Consider the following 18879-nt stretch of genomic DNA (forward strand, 5'->3'; position numbering starts at 1 on the left):
GGGGTAACTGCTGGGGCGGTACGGGAGGTAGCGGGGCTCGGCGGTCGGGTCCTCGGCCCTCGCAAGGGAGTTGAGGGCGCCGGGTGAGGCGTCCCAGCGGCCGGTGTCCAGGCGGTGCTCCAGGGTGTGCAGGGCGGCCAGTGTCTCGCCCGGGGTGAAGGTGCAGTGGCCCGGGGCGTCGACGTACGCCTGGCGGAGGAGCCCGGCGGAGCCCACCGCCGTCGCGGCCCGCCGGTAGGCGCTCTCCGACTGCACCGGGATGAGGGCGTCACCGGTGGTGTGGATGTTCAGCTGGGGGTCGGTGAGGCGGCCGGCGGGCACGCTGGTGCCGCGCATCCACCGCACCGCCGCAGGGTCGGGGGAGATCCGGGGTGCCCGGCCCAGGGCCGAGAGGTCCGTGCGCAAGGACAGTCCCGCCTCCTTGTAGAGCTCCGTCACCTCTTTGTACAGCGGGGACCGTTCGAGCATCGAGCGGTAGTCGACGCCCGTGTTCCAGGACGGGTTGCCGCCGGCCCGGCTCTCGGCCTCCTGCCGCCAGCTGAACGCGGGCAGTTGGAGCAGGCCCCGGATCGCGGAGTACTGGTTGGACTGCGCGGTCCGCCAGTCGGTGGGGCCGGGCGCGGTCTGCGAAGGGTCGTTGTGGCCGGGGATGTTGTGCAGGGCGGCGGCCAGGGCGATCCGGGCCCTGCCCTCGGGGGTCCGCTGGGCCGCGTCGACCTTCGAGGTGAGCGACTTGCCGGCGGCGACCGCCTCCGCCTGGTCGGCGAACCCCGCGAGCCGGACACGGGAGTCCGGGGCGAGCAGGGTGCGCAGCGCGAACACCGGGTCCAGGGTGCTGTTCCAGTTGGCGACACCGCCCTGCACCAGCCCGCACATCGACAGTGAACCGTCGAACCGGTCGGCGTGCCGCTCGGCGAGCATGCTGGTGACGAGGCCGCCGTAGGACGTTCCCCAGGCGAGCGTGCGCCCGGCCGGGCCGAACTTCTGCGTGAACAGGTCCAGGGTGGCGAGCTGGTCGGGCACCGCCTCGGTGATCGCCCAGCCGTTCGTCGCATACGAGGAGCCGATCAGGGCGTAGCCCTCGGCCAGCAGCTTGTCGCGGGCGGCCGGACCGGGCGTGTTCTGGGCCGGGTTGGGAGCTCCGGCCGGGGTGTAGCCGTGGCTGTAGAGCAGGACCGTGCCGTTCCAGGACGCGGGGACGTCCATCACGTACGCGGCGCCGGTCGGGAGCTGGCCCTCCAGGTGGGTGTCCGTGGTGACGGCCTGCGCGGGCAGGGCGGTCGCCGCCAGGGACAGGCAGGCGGTCGTCAGTAGAGCGAGGCGGATCCTCAACGCGGGGTTCCTTCCAGGGCGGGGGCGGCGGCGGGGGAGTCCAGCGCGTCCGTGTGCGTCTCGCGCAGCCGCCACACGGTGACCGCGGTGATCGCGGCGCCCGCGCACAGGAGCAGTGACACCGGGGTGCTGCCGCCGCCGAAGGAGGCCAGGAGGCTGCCGGCGATCAGCGGGGAGAACCCGGCGCCGATCAGGGTCGCGCCCTGGTAGCCGAGGGAGGCGCCGGTGTAGCGGACGCGGGTGCCGAACATCTCGGTGAGCAGGGCGCCCAGCGGCCCGTACATCGTGGACTGGGCGACGCCGTGGCCGAGTGCCAGGGCGAGGATCAGCAGGCCGGGGGAGCCGGAGTCGACCAGGGCCAGCACCGGGAAGGCGAGCGCCGCCGAGCCGACGGCTCCGGCGAGGACGACGGGCCGGCGGCCGACGCGGTCCGAGAGCGCGGACGCGGTGGGCAGGACGACGAGGGCCACGCAGGAGGCGACGGTGACGGCGGTCAGCACCTGTGGGCGGGTGTACCCCTCGTCGACGGCGTAGGAGATCATGAAGCTGGTCAGCAGGGACTGGGCGGTGAAGGCGCCGATGCCGACACAGGCGGCCAGCAGCACGGGCTTCGGGCGGCGCAGCACCTCCACGATCGGCGGCCGGTCCACCGGCTCCCGCTTGACCTGCGCGAACAGCGGGCTCTCGGCGACCTTCAGACGCACGAACAGGCCGACGCCGAGCAGCACGATGCTGAGCAGGAACGGCACCCGCCAGCCCCAGGAACGGAACTGGTCGTCCGGCAGGGTGGCGACGAGGGTGACCACACCGGCCGACAGCACGGAGCCGAGCGGGGCGCCGAGCTGGGTGAAGCTGGACCACAGGCCGCGCCGGGAACCCCGGGCGTGCTCGGCGTGCTCGACGACCATCAGCATCGCGCCGCCCCACTCGCCGCCGATCGCGATGCCCTGCACCACGCGCAGGGCGACGAGCAGGACCGGCGCCCAGACGCCGATGGTGTCGTAGGTCGGCAGCAGGCCGATGAGGAAGCTGCCGGAGCCCATCAGGACCATGGTGAGCAGCAGCATCGACTTGCGGCCCAGCCGGTCGCCGAAGTGTCCGAAGAGGATGCCGCCGAGCGGCCGGGCGAGATAGCCCGCGGCGAAGGTGCCGAACGCCGCGATGGTGCCGACCGCCGGGTCGGCCCGGGGGAAGAACAGTTCGCCGAAGACGAGTGCGGCGACGGTGCCGTAGACGAGGAAGTCGTAGAACTCGACGGTCGTGCCGAGCAGGCCGGACACGGCGACGCGGCGCAACTGCCGTGAATCGGGGGAGGGTTGGGGAACGGACGGAGATGGCTGCACGGTGGGCTCCCTGGGGACGGGGCGCGGTTGGTCCGTGAAGTTATGCATCCATCATGCAGCCGTCAACTATTTGCACAACATCAGTTCAGGCCGTCCTCCGCGATCCGCAGCAGCAGTGCGTGCAGCAACTCCCGCTCGGCCGGGTCCAGCGGACCCAGCAGTTCGCCGGTCACCCGCAGGCCTGCCTCGTCGGTGTCGCGCAGGAAGTCGCGGCCGCGGTCGGTCAGGACGACGATCCGGCTGCGGCGGTCGTCCGGGGAGGGGCGGCGCTCGGCGAAGCCCAGCTTCTCCAGGTCGTCGACCAGGCCGACGATCGCGCTCGGGTCGTAGCCGAGCCGCGTGCTCAGTTCGCGCTGCGGGGCGCCGTCGGTGCCGGCGAGGAAGCGCAGCACCGCGTAGTGGCGCAGGCGCAGGCCCGATTCCTGGAGGCAGGCGTTGAAGAGCTGTCCCGAGCGCAGGCCCAGGCGGTACAGCAGGTAGCCCGTGTCGGCGTGCAGGCCGCGCATCCACGGCTCGTGGGCGTCGATGGGCTTCGCGGTGACGTTCTCGCGTGTGATGGCGGGCTCCCTGGGCTCGGTGCTGCTTCCTGCTGATTCCAGCATCCCGCACCCACAGGACGGCAACAACTATTGACGACGACAATTATTGCTCTTAGCTTCGATCTCGCAGTCGAACCCGACCGACGTGCAGTCCTGCGACCCGCAGTCGAACCCGTGCGAAGGGACCCGCTCGTGCCCAGCATCGATCTCTCCGGCAAGGCCGCCGTCGTCACCGGCAGCGGTCGCGGCCTCGGCCTCGCCTACGCCCACGCCCTGGCCGCCCACGGCGCGTCCGTGGTCGTCAACGACGTCGACGAGGCGGTGGCCGAGGCGGCCGTGAAGTCCCTCGTGGAAGCGGGCGGCAGGGCCGTCGCCGAGGTCGTCCCGGTCGGCACCTCCGAGGCCGCCGACCGGCTGGTGAACCGCGCGGTCGACGAGTTCGGCCGGCTCGACGTCCTCGTCACCAACGCGGGCATCCTGCGCGACAAGGTCCTGTGGAAGATGACCGACGAGGACTTCGACGCCGTCCTCACCACCCACCTCAAGGGCACCTTCACCTGCGCCCGCGCCGCCGCCGTCCGGATGCGCGAGCAGGGCGAGGGCGGCTCGCTGATCCTGGTCGGCTCCCCGGCCGGCCAGCGCGGCAACTTCGGCCAGACGAACTACGCCGCGGCCAAGGCCGGCATCGCGGCGATGGCCCGCACCTGGTCGATGGAGCTGGGCCGCGCGGGCATCACGGTCAACGCGATCGTGCCGGTCGCCGCCACCGCGATGACCGAGACCATCCCGGCCTTCGCCCCGTACATCGAGGCCATGAGGAACGGCGAGCCGCTCCCGGACTTCCTGCGCAAGGGCGAGGGCTTCGGCACCCCCGAGGACTGCGCGGCCCTCGTCCCGTTCCTCGCCTCCGAGGCCGCCCGGGGCGTCACCGGCCAGGCCATCGGCATCGGCGGCGACAAGGTGTCACTCTGGTCGCACCCGCAGGAGATCAGGGCGGCCTACGCTGACGGCGGCTGGACCCCGGACACGCTGGCCGACGCCTGGCCCACCTCGGTCGGTGCCGAGCTCCAGTCGGTCGGCATCCCGGCGCCGAAGTTCCCGGAGGCGTGATGGACCGCTCGATGAACGTCGACGACCTGGTCGCGATCGACGTCCACACCCACGCCGAGGTGTCTTCCAGGGGTCACTCCTCCCTGGACGACGACCTGCACGACGCCTCCTCCGCGTACTTCAAGGTCGAGGGCAAGCGGAAGCCGACCCTGGAGGAGACCGCCGCGTACTACCGCGAGCGGAACATGGCCGCCGTGATCTTCACGGTCGACGCCGAGTCCGCGACCGGCACCCCGCCCGTCCCCAACGAGGAGGTCGCCGAGGCGGCCGCCGCCAACGCCGACGTCCTCATCCCCTTCGCCTCCGTCGACCCCTTCCGGGGAAAGGCCGGAGTGAAGCGGGCCCGCCGCCTGGTCGAGGAATACGGGGTGAAGGGCTTCAAGTTCCACCCCAGCATCCAGGGCTTCTTCCCCAACGACCGCGCGGTGGCGTACGACCTGTACGAGGTGATCGAGGAGACGGGCACGATCGCCCTCTTCCACACCGGCCAGACGGGCATCGGCGCCGGAGTCCCCGGCGGGGGCGGGATCAGGCTGAAGTACTCCAACCCGCTCCATGTGGACGACGTGGCGGCCGACTTCCCGCACCTGAAGATCATCCTGGCGCACCCGTCCTTCCCCTGGCAGGACGAGGCGCTGGCCGTCGCCACGCACAAGCCGGGCGTGCACATCGACCTGTCCGGCTGGTCGCCGAAGTACTTCCCGCCGCAGCTCGTGCAGTACGCGAACACCCTGCTCAAGGACAAGGTCCTCTTCGGCTCCGACTTCCCCGTCCTCACCCCCGACCGCTGGCTCGCCGACTTCGGCAAGCTGACGATCAAGGACGAGGTCCGGCCGAAGATCCTCAAGGAGAACGCGGCCCGCCTGCTCGGGCTGACGCAACCGTAAGGGGCGTGACATGCGCAACGAGGGACTGGGGTCATGGCCCGCACGCCGGGCCCGCAAGACCCCGCACCGCACCGCCCTGATCCACGGCGAGTCCGCCACCGACTACGGCACCCTCCACACCCGCACCACCCGACTGGCCCACGCCCTGCGCGCCCGGGGCGTGCGCCGCGGTGACCGCATCGCCTACCTCGGCCCGAACCACCCCTCCTACCTGGAGACCCTGTTCGCGGCCGGCACCCTCGGTGCGATCTTCGTCCCGCTCAACATCCGCCTCGCCGGCCCCGAGATCGCCTACCAGCTCGCCGACTCCGGCGCCCGCGCCCTCGTCCACGGCCCGTCCTACGCCGGTCTGGTCGCCGGCCTGCCCGGCAGCACGGACGTCCGCGTCTACCTGGAGGCCGGCGACGAGTACGAGGCGGCCGTCGCCGAGGCGTCCGCGGAGCCGATCGACGAACCGGTCGGCGCCGACGACACCTGCATCATCATGTACACCTCGGGCACGACCGGCCGCCCCAAGGGCGCCATGCTCACCCACGGCAACCTCACCTGGAACGCGGTCAACGTCCTCGTCGACACCGACCTGATCGCCGACGAACGCGCCCTGGTCTCCGCCCCGCTGTTCCACACGGCGGGCCTGAACATGCTGACCCTGCCGGTCCTGCTCAAGGGCGGCACCTGCGTCCTGGTCGAGGCCTTCGACCCGGACGCCACCTTCGACCTCGTCGAACGCCACCGCATCACCTTCATGTTCGGAGTGCCGACGATGTTCGACCAGGTGGCCCGCCACCCGCGCTGGCCGGACGCGGACCTCTCCTCGCTGCGCATCCTCACCTGCGGCGGCTCCCCGGTCCCCACCCCGCTGATCGAGACGTACCAGGAGCGCGGCCTGACCTTCCTCCAGGGCTACGGCATGACGGAGGCCGCTCCCGGCACGCTCTTCCTCGACGCCGAACACGCCGTCGCCAAGGCGGGTTCCGCGGGCGTACCGCACTTCTTCAGCGACGTCCGCGTGGTCCGGCCGGACCTGTCGCCGGTCGGCCCGGGCGAGGTGGGCGAGGTGGTGGTGCGCGGCCCGCACGTCATGCCCGGCTACTGGGGGCTGCCCGAGGAGACGGCCGCCTCCTTCACGGACGGCTGGTTCCGCAGCGGGGACGCCGCCCAGGTCGACGAGGACGGCTACGTCCACATCGTCGACCGCATCAAGGACATGATCATCTCGGGCGGCGAGAACATCTACCCCGCCGAGATCGAGGACCGGCTCCTCGCCCACCCCGACATCGTCGAGTGCGCGGTGATCGGGGTGCCGGACGACACGTGGGGCGAGGTGCCCCGCGCGGTCGTCGTGCCCCGCGAGGGCGCCGCCCTCGACCCCGACGAGGTGCTCGCCTCCCTCGCGGGCCGCCTCGCCAAGTACAAGATCCCGAAGTCGGTGGTCATCGCGGACGAACTCCCGCGCACCGCCTCCGGAAAACTCCTCAAGTCCCGCGTCCGTACCCGCTACGGCAAGAGTGAAGGATCCGCATGAGCATCACCGTCAACGGCCTCGACGAACTCAAGAAGCTCGCCGGCAGCGACCTCGGCACCAGCGAGTGGATCGAGGTGACGCAGGAGCGCATCGACACCTTCGCCGACGCCACGGGCGACCACCAGTGGATCCACGTGGACCCCGAGCGCGCGAAGCAGGGCCCCTTCGGCGCCCCCATCGCGCACGGCTACCTCACGCTCTCCCTCTTCATCCCCCTGTTCACCGAGCTGCTGGACGTCCAGGGCGTGACGACGAAGGTCAACTACGGCCTCAACAAGGTGCGTTTCCCCTCCCCGGTCAAGGTAGGCTCCCGCATCCGCCTGACGGCGAGGCTCGCCGAGGTCGAGGAGGTGCCGGGCGGCGTGCAGATCACCGTCGAGGGTGCCATCGAGATCGAGGGCGTCACCAAGCCGGCCGCGGTGCTGCAGAGCCTGTCGCGGTTCTACGCCTGAGGCCGCGCCGGCACCAGGTCCAGAAGACGTTCCGAGGCCTCCTGGGCGAGCGGTGAGAGCCGCTCGTGGACCGTCCGGAACGTCTTCTCGGCCTGCTCGGCCGGCCAGTCGTCCGGCAGGTGCCCGACGGGCAGCCGTGGGTCGCGCCGGACGATCCGCAGCCACTCCGTCTGCAGGCGCAGGCGCAGCACGAGCGCGTCACCGGCGTCCGGCAGGTCGTCCTCCCAGGGCTGCCAGCGCTCCACGAACGCCTGGTAGCGCCCGGCCAGGTCGGACAGCTCCCAGGTCTCCTCGATCATCTGGCCGATGTCCGTACCCGTGTCCGCGTGTGCCCGGAACACCTTCACATGGGCGGACAGGCCGAGCTCGGCCACCAGGGCCGACACATCGACCTCGCCGGGGGCGATCCACAGGCCGTTGAACAGCGGGCCGAAACCGCTCCAGGTCAGCCGGGAGCGCAGGTCGTGGCGCCGGCGCTGCCAGGACTCCGGCAGGGAGAAGCCGAGCAGTGTCCAGGTGCCGTCCCAGTGCCGGTTGACGGCGCCCGTCTGCCAGATGCGCTGCTCGCCGTCGCGCAGCACCGCCTCCGAGCGTTCGGTCAGCCCGAAGTACATGCGCCGGCCCTCGCGCTGCCGGCGCAGCAGGTCACGGCCCACCATGCGACTCAGCGTGGAGCGCGTGGCCTGCTCGCCGATCCCGGCGCGGGCGAACACGTCGATGACACTGCCCGAGTACACGCACACGTCGCGGCCGAGCACCTGGTCGCCCAGGAACGTCAGCATCAGGGACTGGGGCCGCAGCGACTCTTCACCGGTCACGCGGCCCACCGTACCTCCGCGCGACCGGTCCCCTCGATGGGGCCGTGACCTGCTGGTACCCGGAGGTCAGGAACCCTCGACGTCGACGAAGACCGGGTTCGAGTAGAACCACGTGTCCGCCCACGGGTCACCGTCGCCGGGCGCGTGCGGCACCGGCCCGTGCGGGTCGATCGACGCGCCGAGCCAGCCGGGGCCGTTGCGGTTGCCGTCGCTGCCGCGCAGCCGGACGTAGAAGGACTCCTCGCCCGCGGTCAGCGGGATGCGCAGCGTGTAGGTGCCGTTGCGGCCCGAGACGTCCCTGGACTCGACCACCCGGGTGTCGGGTGCCTTCCAGGTGTCGGGGTCGGCGACCGGGCCGCGCACCGCTCCGCGGACGACGTCCACGTGCGCCAACTCGGGCAGGATCCCGTGCGGGTTGGGCCGCGAGGCGGTCGTCACCGTGACGTTCAGGGTGAGCTTCTCGCCCTTGCGCACCCGCAGCCGGCCGCCGAGCGTCACACCCCGGCCCCGGCCCCGGTCGCGGTCCCGGGTCAGGCGGACGTCGAGCCCGTCGAGCAGATGCCCGTGGTCCAGCCAGACCCGGCCCGCCCGCATCCCCGCCATCACCGCGCGGTAGCCGTACCGGGTCACGCCCACGTGGGTGCGGCTGAACTGGCCGGGCCAGAAGTCGCTGCCGGGCTGCGGGGTGTCCGTGTTCACCGGGTCGGGAAGCCTGCCCGTGGTGTCGAAGCTCTGGCCGGGCTGCCAGTCGCCGTTCTTCCAGGTGTCGAAGACGATGCGGTGGGCGTCGGAGTTGGTGGTGATCGAGAACAGCCGGCCCTCGGCCAGCATCGAGTCCCACAGTCCGCCGACGGTCGCCGTCGCCCAGTCGAAGCCGCCGTACGTCAGGTAGGCGTCCGCCGGATATCCCGGCCAGGACTGCGCGGACGGCTTGTTCTCGTACTCGCCGCGGATCGATGTGGCCCCCCTCCAGCCGGGGATGGCCGCGCCCTGGGCACCGGGCGCGCCCTCCATGCCGATCATGATCTCGGGAGCCGCGTCCCGCCAGTTGCGCATCTCGTGCGGGGAGTCGATGCCCAGGCGCATCGGGTGGTTGGCCAGCACCAGCAGGTCGTCGACGTAGCCCGAACGGCGTTGCTCGGCCAGCCACTTGATCGCCTCGACCGCGTGTGCCTCGTTGCGGGCGGTGTCCGTGTCGGCCGGGCCGCCCTTGTCGTAGGCGAGGAGTTTGCCGTCGTAGGCGCGCTCGAAGCGGGTCAGCACGTCGACCTCGTGCCGGCCGGGCGCGGTGAACACCGTGCAGTGCTCGGCGGCCGGGATGTACCACTCCAGGCCCTGGAAGATCAGCTGCCGCGGGTTCTCGGCGCGTGCTTTCAGGATCTCCTTGTGCTCCAGTGCGGCCCCGAATTCGGCGTGCCCGAAGTTGGAGTGCTCGGTGAACACCATCCAGTCCAGGCCGTACTTCGCTCCCGCGGCAGCGAGCTGGGAGAACGTGTACTTGGCGTCGTGGCTGTACACGGAGTGGATGTGGTGGTCGCCGACGAGGTAGGCGAGGTGCGGGTCCTCGCCGCCCGGCCGTCTGTCACCGGCGGCCAGGGCGGGAGTCCGACCGGTTGCCGCCGAGCCCAGGGCGAACGCGGCGCCGAAGAGGCCCGCGCGGCGCAGGAGCCCGCGGCGGGAGACACCCTGCGGGTCGAGGGCGGCGGGGGAGACGGACGGATCGGCCCAGGTGGGCAGTTGCTGCTCGGTCATGATCGGGGCCCTTCGGGTTCTCATTGATTCATGAAGGAGGTGACGGGCAGCGCCCGGGCGACGATCCGGACGTCGCCGAGCCGGCCGTGGAAGATCTGGTCGATCTTGCCGCCGTACTCGTAGCCGCCGAGCAGCCACGGCAGGCCGACGGAGGTGATGCCGGTAGAGGGCGCCTTGGGGTTGCGGAGCACCGGGCAGCCCTCGACATAGAGCGTGGTGTGTCCGCCGTCGTTGACGACCGCGAGGTGCCACCAGGTCTCCAGCGGCGTCTCCTGGCCCCAGTTGGTGGCGAGGCCCTGCTGGTCGAGCGGGCGCATCGCCCACTGCGGTTCACGGTCGTTGGACAGCGACAGCGTCGCCAGGGGCTCGTCAGGGTCGTCGGCGGTCTTTCCGGCGGCGCAGCCCGTGCCCGTGCGGGAGACCAGGCCCGACCAGGCGTGGTGGTCGGGGTCCCAGTCGGCGGGCAGCCGGTAGAACGCCTCGATGGTGTAACCGTCCTCGAACGTCGCCGCGTTGAGCGGGGCGCCGTCGACGGTCCTCAGATACGCGCCCTTCAGCGGGGACTTGAAGCCCTGGAACTCCAGGCTGCCGTGGCCCGGCTGGTCGGGATGGTGGTCGGCCGACCAGCCCAGCGTGCCGCCGCCGACGGTGACGAGGGAGAGGTCGTTGCCCCGCCCGGACAGGTCACGGACCCTCCCCGCCACGGGCTTCTCGAACCGCCAGTACGCCACCGTGCCCGGGACGAGCAGCTCCGCGGCGGGCCGCGCCGGACGGGCGGGCAAGGGCGCGAAGCCGGAGAACCGTTTCTGGAAGTCGATCTCGACGGAGAAGCGGTCGGCGTCGCCGCTCAGCTCCATCTCCTGCCGCTCCAGCTCGTTGAGCCCCTTCGCGGCCCGGCCCAGGATCCACGGCGAGAGCGTCTCCACGTCGATGACCCCGCGGTCCAGGTCGAACCGGTAGAGACGGATCATCGCCGCGCCGCCGAAGTAGCGGTTCTGGTAGTTCGTCAGATGCAGATGGACGTCGTGCCCGGCCGGGTTCTTCCGGGTCGCGCTGGCGGCGGGCCAGTAGTGCCCGCCCAGGGCCAGGAAGATCTGGTCGTGGTCCTCGATCAGCTGGACCCACAACTGCTGCCCGTAGTCCGACAACGTGTCGTCCTCGACGACCAGTTCGTGCGTCGTGAGGATCACCGGCGTCTTCGGGTGCTTCGCCAGTACGTCCTTCGCCCACGCGTAGCCCCGCGGCGACAGCCGCCAGTCCAGCGCGAGCACCAGCCACTCCCGGCCGCCCGCCGCGAACCGGTGGAAGGTGTTGTAGCCGTCCGGGGAGGCACCGCCGAAGGTCCGTTGCCCCTCGAACCGCCGCGGCCCGAAGGCGTCCATGTACGGTGTCGAGCCGCGCTGGTCCGTCGTCGACGACTTCACGTCGTGGTTGCCGGCCAGGACGCTGTAGCCGACGCCCCGCCGGTCCAGCAGCCGGAACGCCTCCCCGATCGCGGAGAACTCCTCCTTCGCGCCGTTCTGCGTGAGGTCACCGAGGTGGGACAGGAAGACGATGTTCTCCTCCCGGCCGTGCTCCACCAGATAACGCAACGAGGCCTCGACCGGCGCCTTGTCGATGCTCGGCCCGTCGAAGAGGTACTGCGTGTCCGGCATCACCGCGAGCGTGAAGCGGCGGCTGCGCGGGTCGGGTCGCCACGTCGAGGCCGCCGCCTCGGCGGTGACGGCGGGCAGCGCGGTCACCGCCGCCGCCGTCGCGCCGAGCAGCGCCGTCGCACGAAGGAAACCGCGTCGTCCGGCACCGGCCCGGGGCGCCTCGCCCAGGTCGTGGTCATGCGAAGTGCACACGGGTGCTCCATGGGGTGACTGAGAGGGGAGGAACTCAGAGAACGCGCAGGGTCCAGCTCCAGCGGTGGACGCCTGCCGCGACGAGGTAGGAAGCGAAGGTGTCGGGCCCGCAGGAGGCCGTGCCCAGTCCGCGGTGCGCCGCGTCGATGTGCACCACGCACCCGGCCCGCGGCACCAGTTCGTCATGGTGCGCGACGGCCGCGAGATCGGCCGCACGGTGCCGGGTCACGGAGACCTGGCGGGCCCGGTCCAGCCGCACCGTGAGGCCGGTGGCGTCGGGCGCGGACAGCGTGAACCGCCGTACGCCGTGCCGTCCGCCGCTCTCCTGCGGCCGCAGATAGGGCGTGAACAGCTCGTCCACCGGGAGGCGGTGGTGGCCGACGGGCGCGCCCGCGGCCCGGTCCGGATACGACTCCCAGGGGCCCTGCCCGAACCACTCCAGCAGGTTCAGCCCCGGGACCGTCTCGAACACGGTCCCGACCCGGGCCACGTCGTGCAGCGCCTCGGGCAGCTCGGCACTCTCGTCGACGATCAGCCCGCCGTCCACGGCCGTCAGCACCTGCTCGTGCCGGACGGTCCCGCCCGCGCAAAGGTAGTCGGACACCACGGCGACCCGGCCGGGGGACCGCCGTACGCGGACGAGCTCGCGGGCGGGCGCCTCGAGACCCCACTCCCGCCAGCGGTCCGCCATGCCGCCCAGTTCGTCGTTGTCGGTCGGCGCCCGCCACAGCGACAGGGTGGGCGCGGCCGTCAGCAGCGGATGGACCAGCAGCCCGTCCTCGTCGACCTCGACCGTGCCGTCCGGGACCCGGCTGTGCGCCGGCGGGAGCGGCGCCCGCAGTTGGACCTGCGGCTGGCACACCGCCGTGCCGCGCGGTGCCCACGACTCGTCCCCGGCTGTCGTGACCCGCAGGGTCAGCCACGCTTCGCCGCCGTCCTCGGGCAGCTCGAACGGCAGCGGCACGGCGGCCGTCTGGCCGGGCCGCAGATCGGGCAGCTCGGCGGGGGCGGTCAGGGTGCCACCGTCGGCGAGGGAGAGCTCCCACTCGCCGGACAGCCAGTCCAGGCCCCGGAAGTGCTGGCGGTTGCCCAGGACCACGCCCTCGTGCCGGAAGCTGTCGATCCGCACCGGCGCGGCGATCTCCCGGTGCTCGAACATGACCGGCTTGGGGGTGCGGTCGGGGAAGACGACCCCGTCGGCGATGAAGGCGCCGTCGTGGTCCGTCTCGCCGAAGTCGCCGCCGTACGCCCAGCGGTGCCCGGGCGCGGCGACACCGTTGTCATAGAGCCCGGCGCCCCCACGCCCGGCCGGTCTGCCGTCGTTCACACGCTGGAGGATGCCGTGGTCCCAGAACTCCCAGATGAACCCGCCCTGAAGACCCGGGGTGGCCTCGATGGCCGCCCAATGGTCCGCCAGCGTGCCGTTGCTGTTGCCCATGGCGTGCGAGTACTCGCACTGGACGAGCGGCTTGGTCTGGGTGCCGGACAGGGCGTGCGCGAGGCACTCCTCCAGTGGGGCGTACATCGGGCAGGCGAGGTCGGAGGCCAGGTCCGGATCGGCCCAGCCGCGCTTGGCCGCGCCCTCGTACTGCACCGGCCGGGTCGGGTCGTGCCGGCGCACCCAGCCCGCCGCCGCGTCGTGGTTCGCGCCGTAGTCGGACTCGTTGCCCAGCGACCAGATGATGACGGACGGGTGGTTCTTGTCGCGCAGCACCATCCGCGCGACCCGGTCCACGAAGGCGCCCAGGTAGCGCGGGTCGTCGGCGATCTCGTGCGCGTGATCGTGGGATTCGATGTCGGCCTCGTCGACGACGTAGAAGCCGAGCTCGTCGGCCAGGTCGTACAGGGCCGGGTCGTTCGGGTAGTGCGCGGTGCGGATCGCGTTGAAACCGAACCGCTTCAGCAGGACGAGGTCCGCGCGCATGTCGTCGCAGGTCACCGTCCGCCCGGTCAGCGGGTGGAAGTCGTGCCGGTTGACGCCGCGGATGAACACCCGCTCACCGTTGACCAGCAGGTCCCGGCCGTCGATCTCGACGTCGCGGAAGCCGACACGGTGCCGGGAGGTGTCGGCGACCGTGCCGTCGGCGCGGTGGAGGCGGACGGTCAGGCCGTACAGCTCGGGCGTCTCGGCGTTCCAGGTGCGCACCTCCGGCACGACGGCACGCAGCCGCGCCTCGCCGAGGAAGTCGGAGACGCGCTCGTCCTCGGCGTTGGCCCGGTCGAACTCCGTGTCCTGTGTGAGCAGGTGCCCGTCCAGCTCCCCGCTGACGTACCAGCCCTCGGGCAGTGACCCCGTGTCCCGCACCCGGCACTCCACCAGCAGGTCGCCGTCGCGCCGGGCCCGCACGGTCACGTCCGCGAGATGCAGCGGGTCGACGGTGTACAGCAGCACCGAGCGGGTGATCCCGCCGTGCCACCACTGGTCCTGGTCCTCGATGTGCGAGGCGTCCGACCACTTCACCACGGTCAGGCGTACGGTGGTCCGCTCCCCGGGGCGTACCAGGCCCGTCAGGTCGAACTCGGCGGCCAGGTGCGAGTCCTTGGAGATCCCGACGGGCCGCCCGTCCACGTGCACCAGCAGCACGCTCTCGGCGGCCCCGACCTGGAGGACGATCCGCCGCCCGGCCCACTCGGCCGGCACGTCCACCGAACGCTCGTACACCCCGGTGGGGTTGGCGGCGGGCACGTCCGGCGGGAACTCGGCGAACGGCATGCGGATGTTGAGGTACCGCGGGAGGTCGCGGGTGCCCTGCATGGTCCACACACCGGGGACGTACGACGACGACCAGACCTCCCCGAGCGGGGCGTCCGGCGCGGGCAGCAGCTGGAAGAGCCAGTCGCCGTCGAGCGGGACGGCTCCGGAGCGCCGGTCGACGGCGTTCATCGGCAGCCGGCCCCAGGAGGTCACCTCGGGGGCCTCCCAGGGGCGCAGGGCTGTCAGGGGATCGTGGGGTGTGTCGTTCATGACCATTCCGGAGTCGGTGCGGTGGGGCTGGGCAGGACGCGGCCCTGCAGGCCCCAGGCGGGGTCGACGGGGATGCCGAGACGGTCCAGGACGGTGGGGGCGATGTCGATGAGGCGGGGCGTGTCCAGCCGGGTGCCTGCGGGCCGGGCGGACCCGCCCGGTTCGTCGAGTACGACGAAGACCTCCCGCTCGGCGCGGGAGTCGCCGCCGTGGCCGCCGGAGTCGAGGTGCCCGTGGTCCGTGGTGATCAGCACGGTCCAGTGCTCCTCGGCACGGCGGGGGTCCGCCGCCCGGGCCCCGATCGCCGCGAGCAGCTGCCCGAGGTGGGCGTCCTGGGCGAGGAGGGCCCGGTCGTAGGCGGGGGAGAGGGGGCCCGTGTCGTGACCGGCCTCGTCGGTGGCGCCGAAGTACACGAACAGCGCGTCCGGGTCGGACTTGGTGAGCCAGCGCAGGACGGTGCGGGCGACACGGCGGTCCGCGGTCTCGTAGCCCTTGGATTCGCCGTTGTGGCGCACCCGTCGGCCGATGGTCCGGCCGAGGGTGCCGCGGCGGACCAGGGCCGGCCAGGAGACGGCGGCCGCCGTGCGCAGACCGGGCCGGGCGCGGGCGGCGCGGGTCAGGAAGTCGGGGTAGCGGGCGTAGTCGGCGCCCTTGAAATCGTTGCCGGTGACTCCGTGGCGGTCGGGCCACACTCCGGTGAGGATGCTCGACCAGCCGGGGCCGGAGTCGGTGTAGGCCGTGGTGCTCGACGGCTCGTCGTCGGGCCGGCCGTAGGGCAGCAGGCTCGTGCCGACGGCGCCCGCGGCCATCAGGGCGTGCAGGACCGGGGCGTTGGCGGGCGAGCGGGTCAGGCGGTCGTAGCGCAGGCCGTCCATGCCGACGACGAGGACCTTGGGGCGTCGGGCCTCGGTGTTGACGTCCGTCACTGGGGTGCCCTTCTTCTGTGATCGCTACGAACTCGGGACCGACCGCCGGTTCTTGGCTGCACGCCTGCGGTGGCTGGTCGCGCCCACGCGGCGGAGCCGCACATCGATGCAGCCCCGCGCCCCTTGGGGGCGCCACCCTTCGGTGCGCGTCAACTCCCCTGCACCGCCCCCTCCGTGGCCCCCGCGATGAACCCGCGGGCGAAGATCGTGAAGACCACCACCAGCGGCACGGACGCCATGAGGACACCGGCCATGACCATGCTGTAGTCGGTGGTGTGGCCGACGTGGAGCTGGGCCAGGGCCACCTGGAGGGTGAGGTGGGTGGGGTCGTTGAGCACGACCAGCGGCCAGATGTAGTCGTTCCAGGCGCCGACGAAGGCGTAGATGGCGAGGAAGGACAGCGCCGGCTTGATCATCGGCAGCACGATGTTCCAGTACTGGCGGAAGAACCCGGCACCGTCGATGCGCGCGGCGTCGAGGAGTTCGTCCGGCACGCCGTTCTCTATGTACTGGCGCAGCCAGAAGATGCCGAAGGCGTTGGCGAGGGCGGGCAGGACGAGCGCCTTGAGCGTGCCGACCCAGCCGATGTCGGACATGAGGATGAACTGCGGGAGCACGGCCAGCTGGAGCGGCAGCATCATGAACCCCACCAGCAGGGCGAACAGCGTCTTGCGGCCGGGGAAGTCGAACTTGGCGAACACGAACGCCGCCAGGGAGTCGACGAACAGGACGAGGACGGTCGTGACGGTCGCGACGACGAGCGTGTTCAGCATCGACCCGAAGAAGTCGATGGTGTCCAGCACGTGCCGGATGTTCTCCAGCAGGTGGGAGCCGAAGGTCAGCTTCGGCGGGCTCTTGTAGATGTCCTCGGTGGTGTTCGTCGCCATGACGATCGTCCACACGAACGGGAAGACCGAGATCAGCACGGCCAGGACGAGGACGATGTGCGCGGTCAGGCCTTTGGGGCGCCGGGACCGCCTGGGGACCACTGCGGTCATGACTTCCTCCCGCGCTGGACCAGACGCCAGTTGACGACGACCAGCACCATGATCAGTACGAAGAAGGCCCACACGATGGCCGCGCCGTAGCCGTAGTCGTTGTTGACGAAGGCCGACTGGTAGAAGTACAGCAGCGTGGTCAGGCCCGCCTGGCCGGGGCCGCCGAGGTTCGGGTTGGCGGCGTTGCTGCCGAACAGGACCTGGGGTTCGCTGAAGCTCTGCAGGCCGTTGATGGTCGAGATGATGACGGTGAACAGGATGATCGGCCGCATGATCGGCATGGTGATCTGGAAGAACGTGCGGATCGGCCCGGCGCCGTCCAGCCTGGCCGCCTCGTAGATCTGGGTGGGGATGGCCTGGAGGCCGGCCAGGTAGATGATTATGTTGTAGCCGGTCCACATCCAGGTCATCAGCAGCGCGATGACCAGCTTGATCAGCCACGGATTGCTCAGCCACGGGACGGGCGAGATCCCGACCGTGCCCAGGATCGCGTTGACCAGGCCGAAGTTGTTGCTGAACACCGCGCCGAAGAAGATCGCCACGGCGACGATCGAGGTGACGTTCGGTACGTACAGGGCGATGCGGTAGAAGCCCTTGAAGCGGCGTACCGAGTGCAGCAGCGTCGCCAGCACCAGGGCGCCGAACAGCGTGGGGACGGTGGACAGCACCCAGATGACCAGGGTGTTGCGGATCGACAGCCAGAAGACCGGGTCGTCCAGGAGAAACCGGAACTGCTGCAGCCCCACGAACTGCACGTCGCCCAGGCCGTCCCAGCGCTGGAAGGCGAGGTACAGCGAGTAGAAGACCGGGAAGAACGAGAAAACGCCGAAGATCAGGAAGAAGGGCGAGATCGCGAGGTACTGCCGCCAGTGGGACAGCACACCGCGACGCCTCGGCCGCACGGTGCCCGCGGGCACCGTGCGCCGCGGGCGGAAGCGGGCCGGGCCGGGCCCGCCGTGGTGCCGGGGCACCGCGGCGGAACCGGTGACCGGAGGTGAGGTCACCTCAGTTCACCCCCTGGCGGCGGGCGATCTGCTTGGCCTGGCTCACCGCGTCCCTCCAGGCGGCGTCGGGCTTCTTGCCCTTGGCCTCGATGCTGGTCAGCTCGGTCATGAAGGGAGCCATGACGGCGGCGTCGGCGGGTGCCTCGTAGCTGGACGGGATGGCCTTGGCGGCCGGGCCGAACACGTCGATGACCTTCTGCCCGCCGAAGAAGGGGTCCCCGCCCGTCATGGCCGGCATGGCGTACGCCGCCGGCGCGGCGGGGAAGATCGCGGCGTCGGTGAAGCCGCGGGCGTCGTTCTCGGGGCTGAGTATCCAGCTGATGATCTTGAACGCCTCTTCGGGGTTCCGGCACTGCCTGGGCAGGGCCAGGTAGGAGCCGCCTTGGTTGGCCGGCCCGCCGGGCATCGCGCAGACCCGCCACTTGCCCTTGGTCTTCGGGGCCGCCTGCTCGATGTCCAGCGCGTGCCAGGCCGCGCCGAGCTCGGTGGTCAGGCTCCTGCCCACGGCGGCGTTCCAGGAGTTGTCGTTGATCTTGGCGTCGAGGCCGAGGGTGTAGGGGCGGACCGCCGTGGTCCAGGCGGTGCGGATGTGGTCCTGGTCGCCGATGAAGTGGTTGTCCTTGTCGATGAACCGCTCGGTCCCCTGCCCGACCACCATGGTGAACACGGAGCCGATGTTGTTGACCAGGTAGGTACCGGGCACCTTCTTCCTCAACTCGGTGCCGAGCGCGAAGTACTCCTCCCAGGTCCCGGCCCGGGCGGCGACCTTGTCGGGGTCGGTGGGCAGTCCGGCCTTGTCGAACAGGTCCGCCCGGTAGAAGAGCGCGGTGGGGCCGATGTCGATCGGGAAGCCGATCTGCCTGCCGTCCTCAGTCCGGGCGAGTTTGGTCTTCCAGTCCAGGTACTGGGACGCGATCTTCTTGAAGCCCAGGTCGTTCAGGTCGAGGAAGCGGCCCGCGTTGGGCAGGAAGGACGCCATGTCCTCGCCCTTGATGCCGGTGATGTCGGGCACGGAGGCGCCCGCGGCGAGCGTGGTGGTGAGCTTCTGCTTGAAGTCGCCGCCTATGGAGGAGGCGGTGAGCTTCACCTGACCGCTGAAGTGCGTCATCGCCTCGGCGACCACCTTGTCGCTGAGTGCGCCTCCCCAGTACCACAAGGTGAGGTTCTTGCCGTTCTTGCCACCGGTCGATCCCGAGCCGCCGCCGCAGGCGACGGTCAGACCGGAGGCGGCCGCGGTCAGCGCGGCGGCCTGGAGGAAGCCTCTACGGGAAAGGTCCACGGGTCACTCCTGTTGTTCCTGTTCAACATGCGGAGGGTGCTTGGGGGAGAGGGGGAGAGTCAGTGCCGCCCTGTTCCGGAGGCGCGGGGACCGGAAGGGGTG

The 18879-nt window shown here is 71.2% G+C and carries 15 protein-coding genes; 4 read left to right on the forward strand and 11 right to left on the reverse strand.

Annotated elements, in window-relative coordinates; genetic code table 11:
* The 3 genes from K4G64_RS30870 to K4G64_RS30880 form a co-directional block, all read right to left on the reverse strand.
* Window positions 1-1332, reverse strand: a 1332-nt coding sequence (locus K4G64_RS30870) for a S9 family peptidase (RefSeq protein ID WP_260461205.1), incomplete at its 3' end; no start/stop codon positions are given.
* A complete protein-coding gene (locus tag K4G64_RS30875) occupies window positions 1329-2675 on the reverse strand; it encodes an MFS transporter (RefSeq protein ID WP_221759234.1) in 1347 nt (448 codons plus the stop codon). The genes K4G64_RS30870 and K4G64_RS30875, both read right to left, overlap by 4 nt.
* An 80-nt stretch (window positions 2676-2755) precedes the next feature.
* Window positions 2756-3181 carry a MarR family transcriptional regulator gene (locus tag K4G64_RS30880; protein ID WP_308122540.1) on the reverse strand — a complete coding sequence of 142 codons (426 nt, stop codon included), beginning with the start codon at window positions 3179-3181 and terminating at the stop codon, window positions 2756-2758.
* A gap of 225 nt (window positions 3182-3406) precedes the next feature.
* Between K4G64_RS30880 and K4G64_RS30885 the strand changes: the two genes are divergently transcribed.
* Genes K4G64_RS30885 through K4G64_RS30900 form a run of 4 tightly spaced genes read left to right on the forward strand, consistent with a single transcriptional unit; the run spans window position 3407 to window position 7188 of the window.
* Window positions 3407-4324 (forward strand): SDR family oxidoreductase, encoded by a 918-nt coding sequence (locus tag K4G64_RS30885; RefSeq protein ID WP_308122538.1) that lies wholly within the window; start codon window positions 3407-3409, stop codon window positions 4322-4324.
* A gap of 11 nt (window positions 4325-4335) precedes the next feature.
* The gene (locus K4G64_RS30890) at window positions 4336-5211 is read left to right on the forward strand and encodes an amidohydrolase family protein (RefSeq protein WP_221759245.1); all 876 of its coding nucleotides are present in this window, start codon (window positions 4336-4338) and stop codon (window positions 5209-5211) included.
* Between the two features lie 10 nt (window positions 5212-5221).
* A complete protein-coding gene (locus K4G64_RS30895) occupies window positions 5222-6736 on the forward strand; it encodes a long-chain fatty acid--CoA ligase (RefSeq protein ID WP_221759236.1) in 1515 nt (504 codons plus the stop codon).
* A complete protein-coding gene (locus K4G64_RS30900) occupies window positions 6733-7188 on the forward strand; it encodes a MaoC family dehydratase (RefSeq protein WP_221759237.1) in 456 nt (151 codons plus the stop codon). The genes K4G64_RS30895 and K4G64_RS30900 overlap by 4 nt, the downstream gene beginning before the upstream one ends.
* On the opposite strand, the gene K4G64_RS30905 is transcribed toward K4G64_RS30900, so the two are convergent.
* The 8 genes from K4G64_RS30905 to K4G64_RS30940 all read right to left on the reverse strand — a co-directional run bounded on the left by K4G64_RS30905 (window position 7179) and on the right by K4G64_RS30940 (window position 18777).
* Window positions 7179-8006, reverse strand: a complete 828-nt coding sequence (locus tag K4G64_RS30905; RefSeq protein WP_221759238.1) for a PaaX family transcriptional regulator C-terminal domain-containing protein — start codon at window positions 8004-8006, stop codon at window positions 7179-7181. The two genes, K4G64_RS30900 and K4G64_RS30905, sit on opposite strands and share 10 nt — an antisense overlap.
* A 66-nt stretch (window positions 8007-8072) precedes the next feature.
* The gene (locus tag K4G64_RS30910; RefSeq protein WP_221759239.1) at window positions 8073-9758 is read right to left on the reverse strand and encodes a PHP domain-containing protein; all 1686 of its coding nucleotides are present in this window, start codon (window positions 9756-9758) and stop codon (window positions 8073-8075) included.
* Between the two features lie 20 nt (window positions 9759-9778).
* A complete protein-coding gene (locus tag K4G64_RS30915; RefSeq protein ID WP_221759240.1) occupies window positions 9779-11605 on the reverse strand; it encodes a LamG-like jellyroll fold domain-containing protein in 1827 nt (608 codons plus the stop codon).
* Between the two features lie 34 nt (window positions 11606-11639).
* Window positions 11640-14570: a glycoside hydrolase family 2 TIM barrel-domain containing protein gene (locus K4G64_RS30920; protein WP_221759241.1), complete on the reverse strand. Its 2931-nt coding sequence runs from the start codon at window positions 14568-14570 to the stop codon at window positions 11640-11642.
* Window positions 14567-15496: an ectonucleotide pyrophosphatase/phosphodiesterase gene (locus tag K4G64_RS30925; protein WP_308122539.1), complete on the reverse strand. Its 930-nt coding sequence runs from the start codon at window positions 15494-15496 to the stop codon at window positions 14567-14569. The genes K4G64_RS30920 and K4G64_RS30925 overlap by 4 nt, the downstream gene beginning before the upstream one ends.
* 149 nt (window positions 15497-15645) lie before the next feature.
* Complete coding sequence (locus tag K4G64_RS30930) at window positions 15646-16494, reverse strand: carbohydrate ABC transporter permease (protein ID WP_221759242.1); 849 nt, start codon at window positions 16492-16494, stop codon at window positions 15646-15648.
* Complete coding sequence (locus K4G64_RS30935) at window positions 16491-17375, reverse strand: carbohydrate ABC transporter permease (protein ID WP_221759247.1); 885 nt, start codon at window positions 17373-17375, stop codon at window positions 16491-16493. The genes K4G64_RS30930 and K4G64_RS30935 overlap by 4 nt, the downstream gene beginning before the upstream one ends.
* A gap of 124 nt (window positions 17376-17499) precedes the next feature.
* A complete protein-coding gene (locus K4G64_RS30940; protein ID WP_221759243.1) occupies window positions 17500-18777 on the reverse strand; it encodes an extracellular solute-binding protein in 1278 nt (425 codons plus the stop codon).
* Between the last annotated feature and the right edge of the window lie 102 nt (window positions 18778-18879).

This window comes from Streptomyces sp. WAC04114 (assembly GCF_019733245.1).
GTDB classification, from domain to species: Bacteria; Actinomycetota; Actinomycetes; order Streptomycetales; family Streptomycetaceae; genus Streptomyces; species Streptomyces massasporeus_A.

Bases quoted from the DNA above. Each gene is read 5' to 3' on its own strand.
- K4G64_RS30880 (WP_308122540.1), bottom strand. From the start codon at position 3,181: ATGCGCGGCCTGCACGCCGACACGGGCTACCTGCTGTACCGCCTGGGC.
- K4G64_RS30890 (WP_221759245.1), top strand. From the start codon at position 4,336: ATGAACGTCGACGACCTGGTCGCGATCGACGTCCACACCCACGCCGAG.
- K4G64_RS30895 (WP_221759236.1), top strand. From the start codon at position 5,222: ATGCGCAACGAGGGACTGGGGTCATGGCCCGCACGCCGGGCCCGCAAG.
- K4G64_RS30900 (WP_221759237.1), top strand. From the start codon at position 6,733: ATGAGCATCACCGTCAACGGCCTCGACGAACTCAAGAAGCTCGCCGGC.
- K4G64_RS30910 (WP_221759239.1), bottom strand. From the start codon at position 9,758: ATGACCGAGCAGCAACTGCCCACCTGGGCCGATCCGTCCGTCTCCCCC.
- K4G64_RS30920 (WP_221759241.1), bottom strand. From the start codon at position 14,570: ATGAACGACACACCCCACGATCCCCTGACAGCCCTGCGCCCCTGGGAG.
- K4G64_RS30930 (WP_221759242.1), bottom strand. From the start codon at position 16,494: ATGACCGCAGTGGTCCCCAGGCGGTCCCGGCGCCCCAAAGGCCTGACC.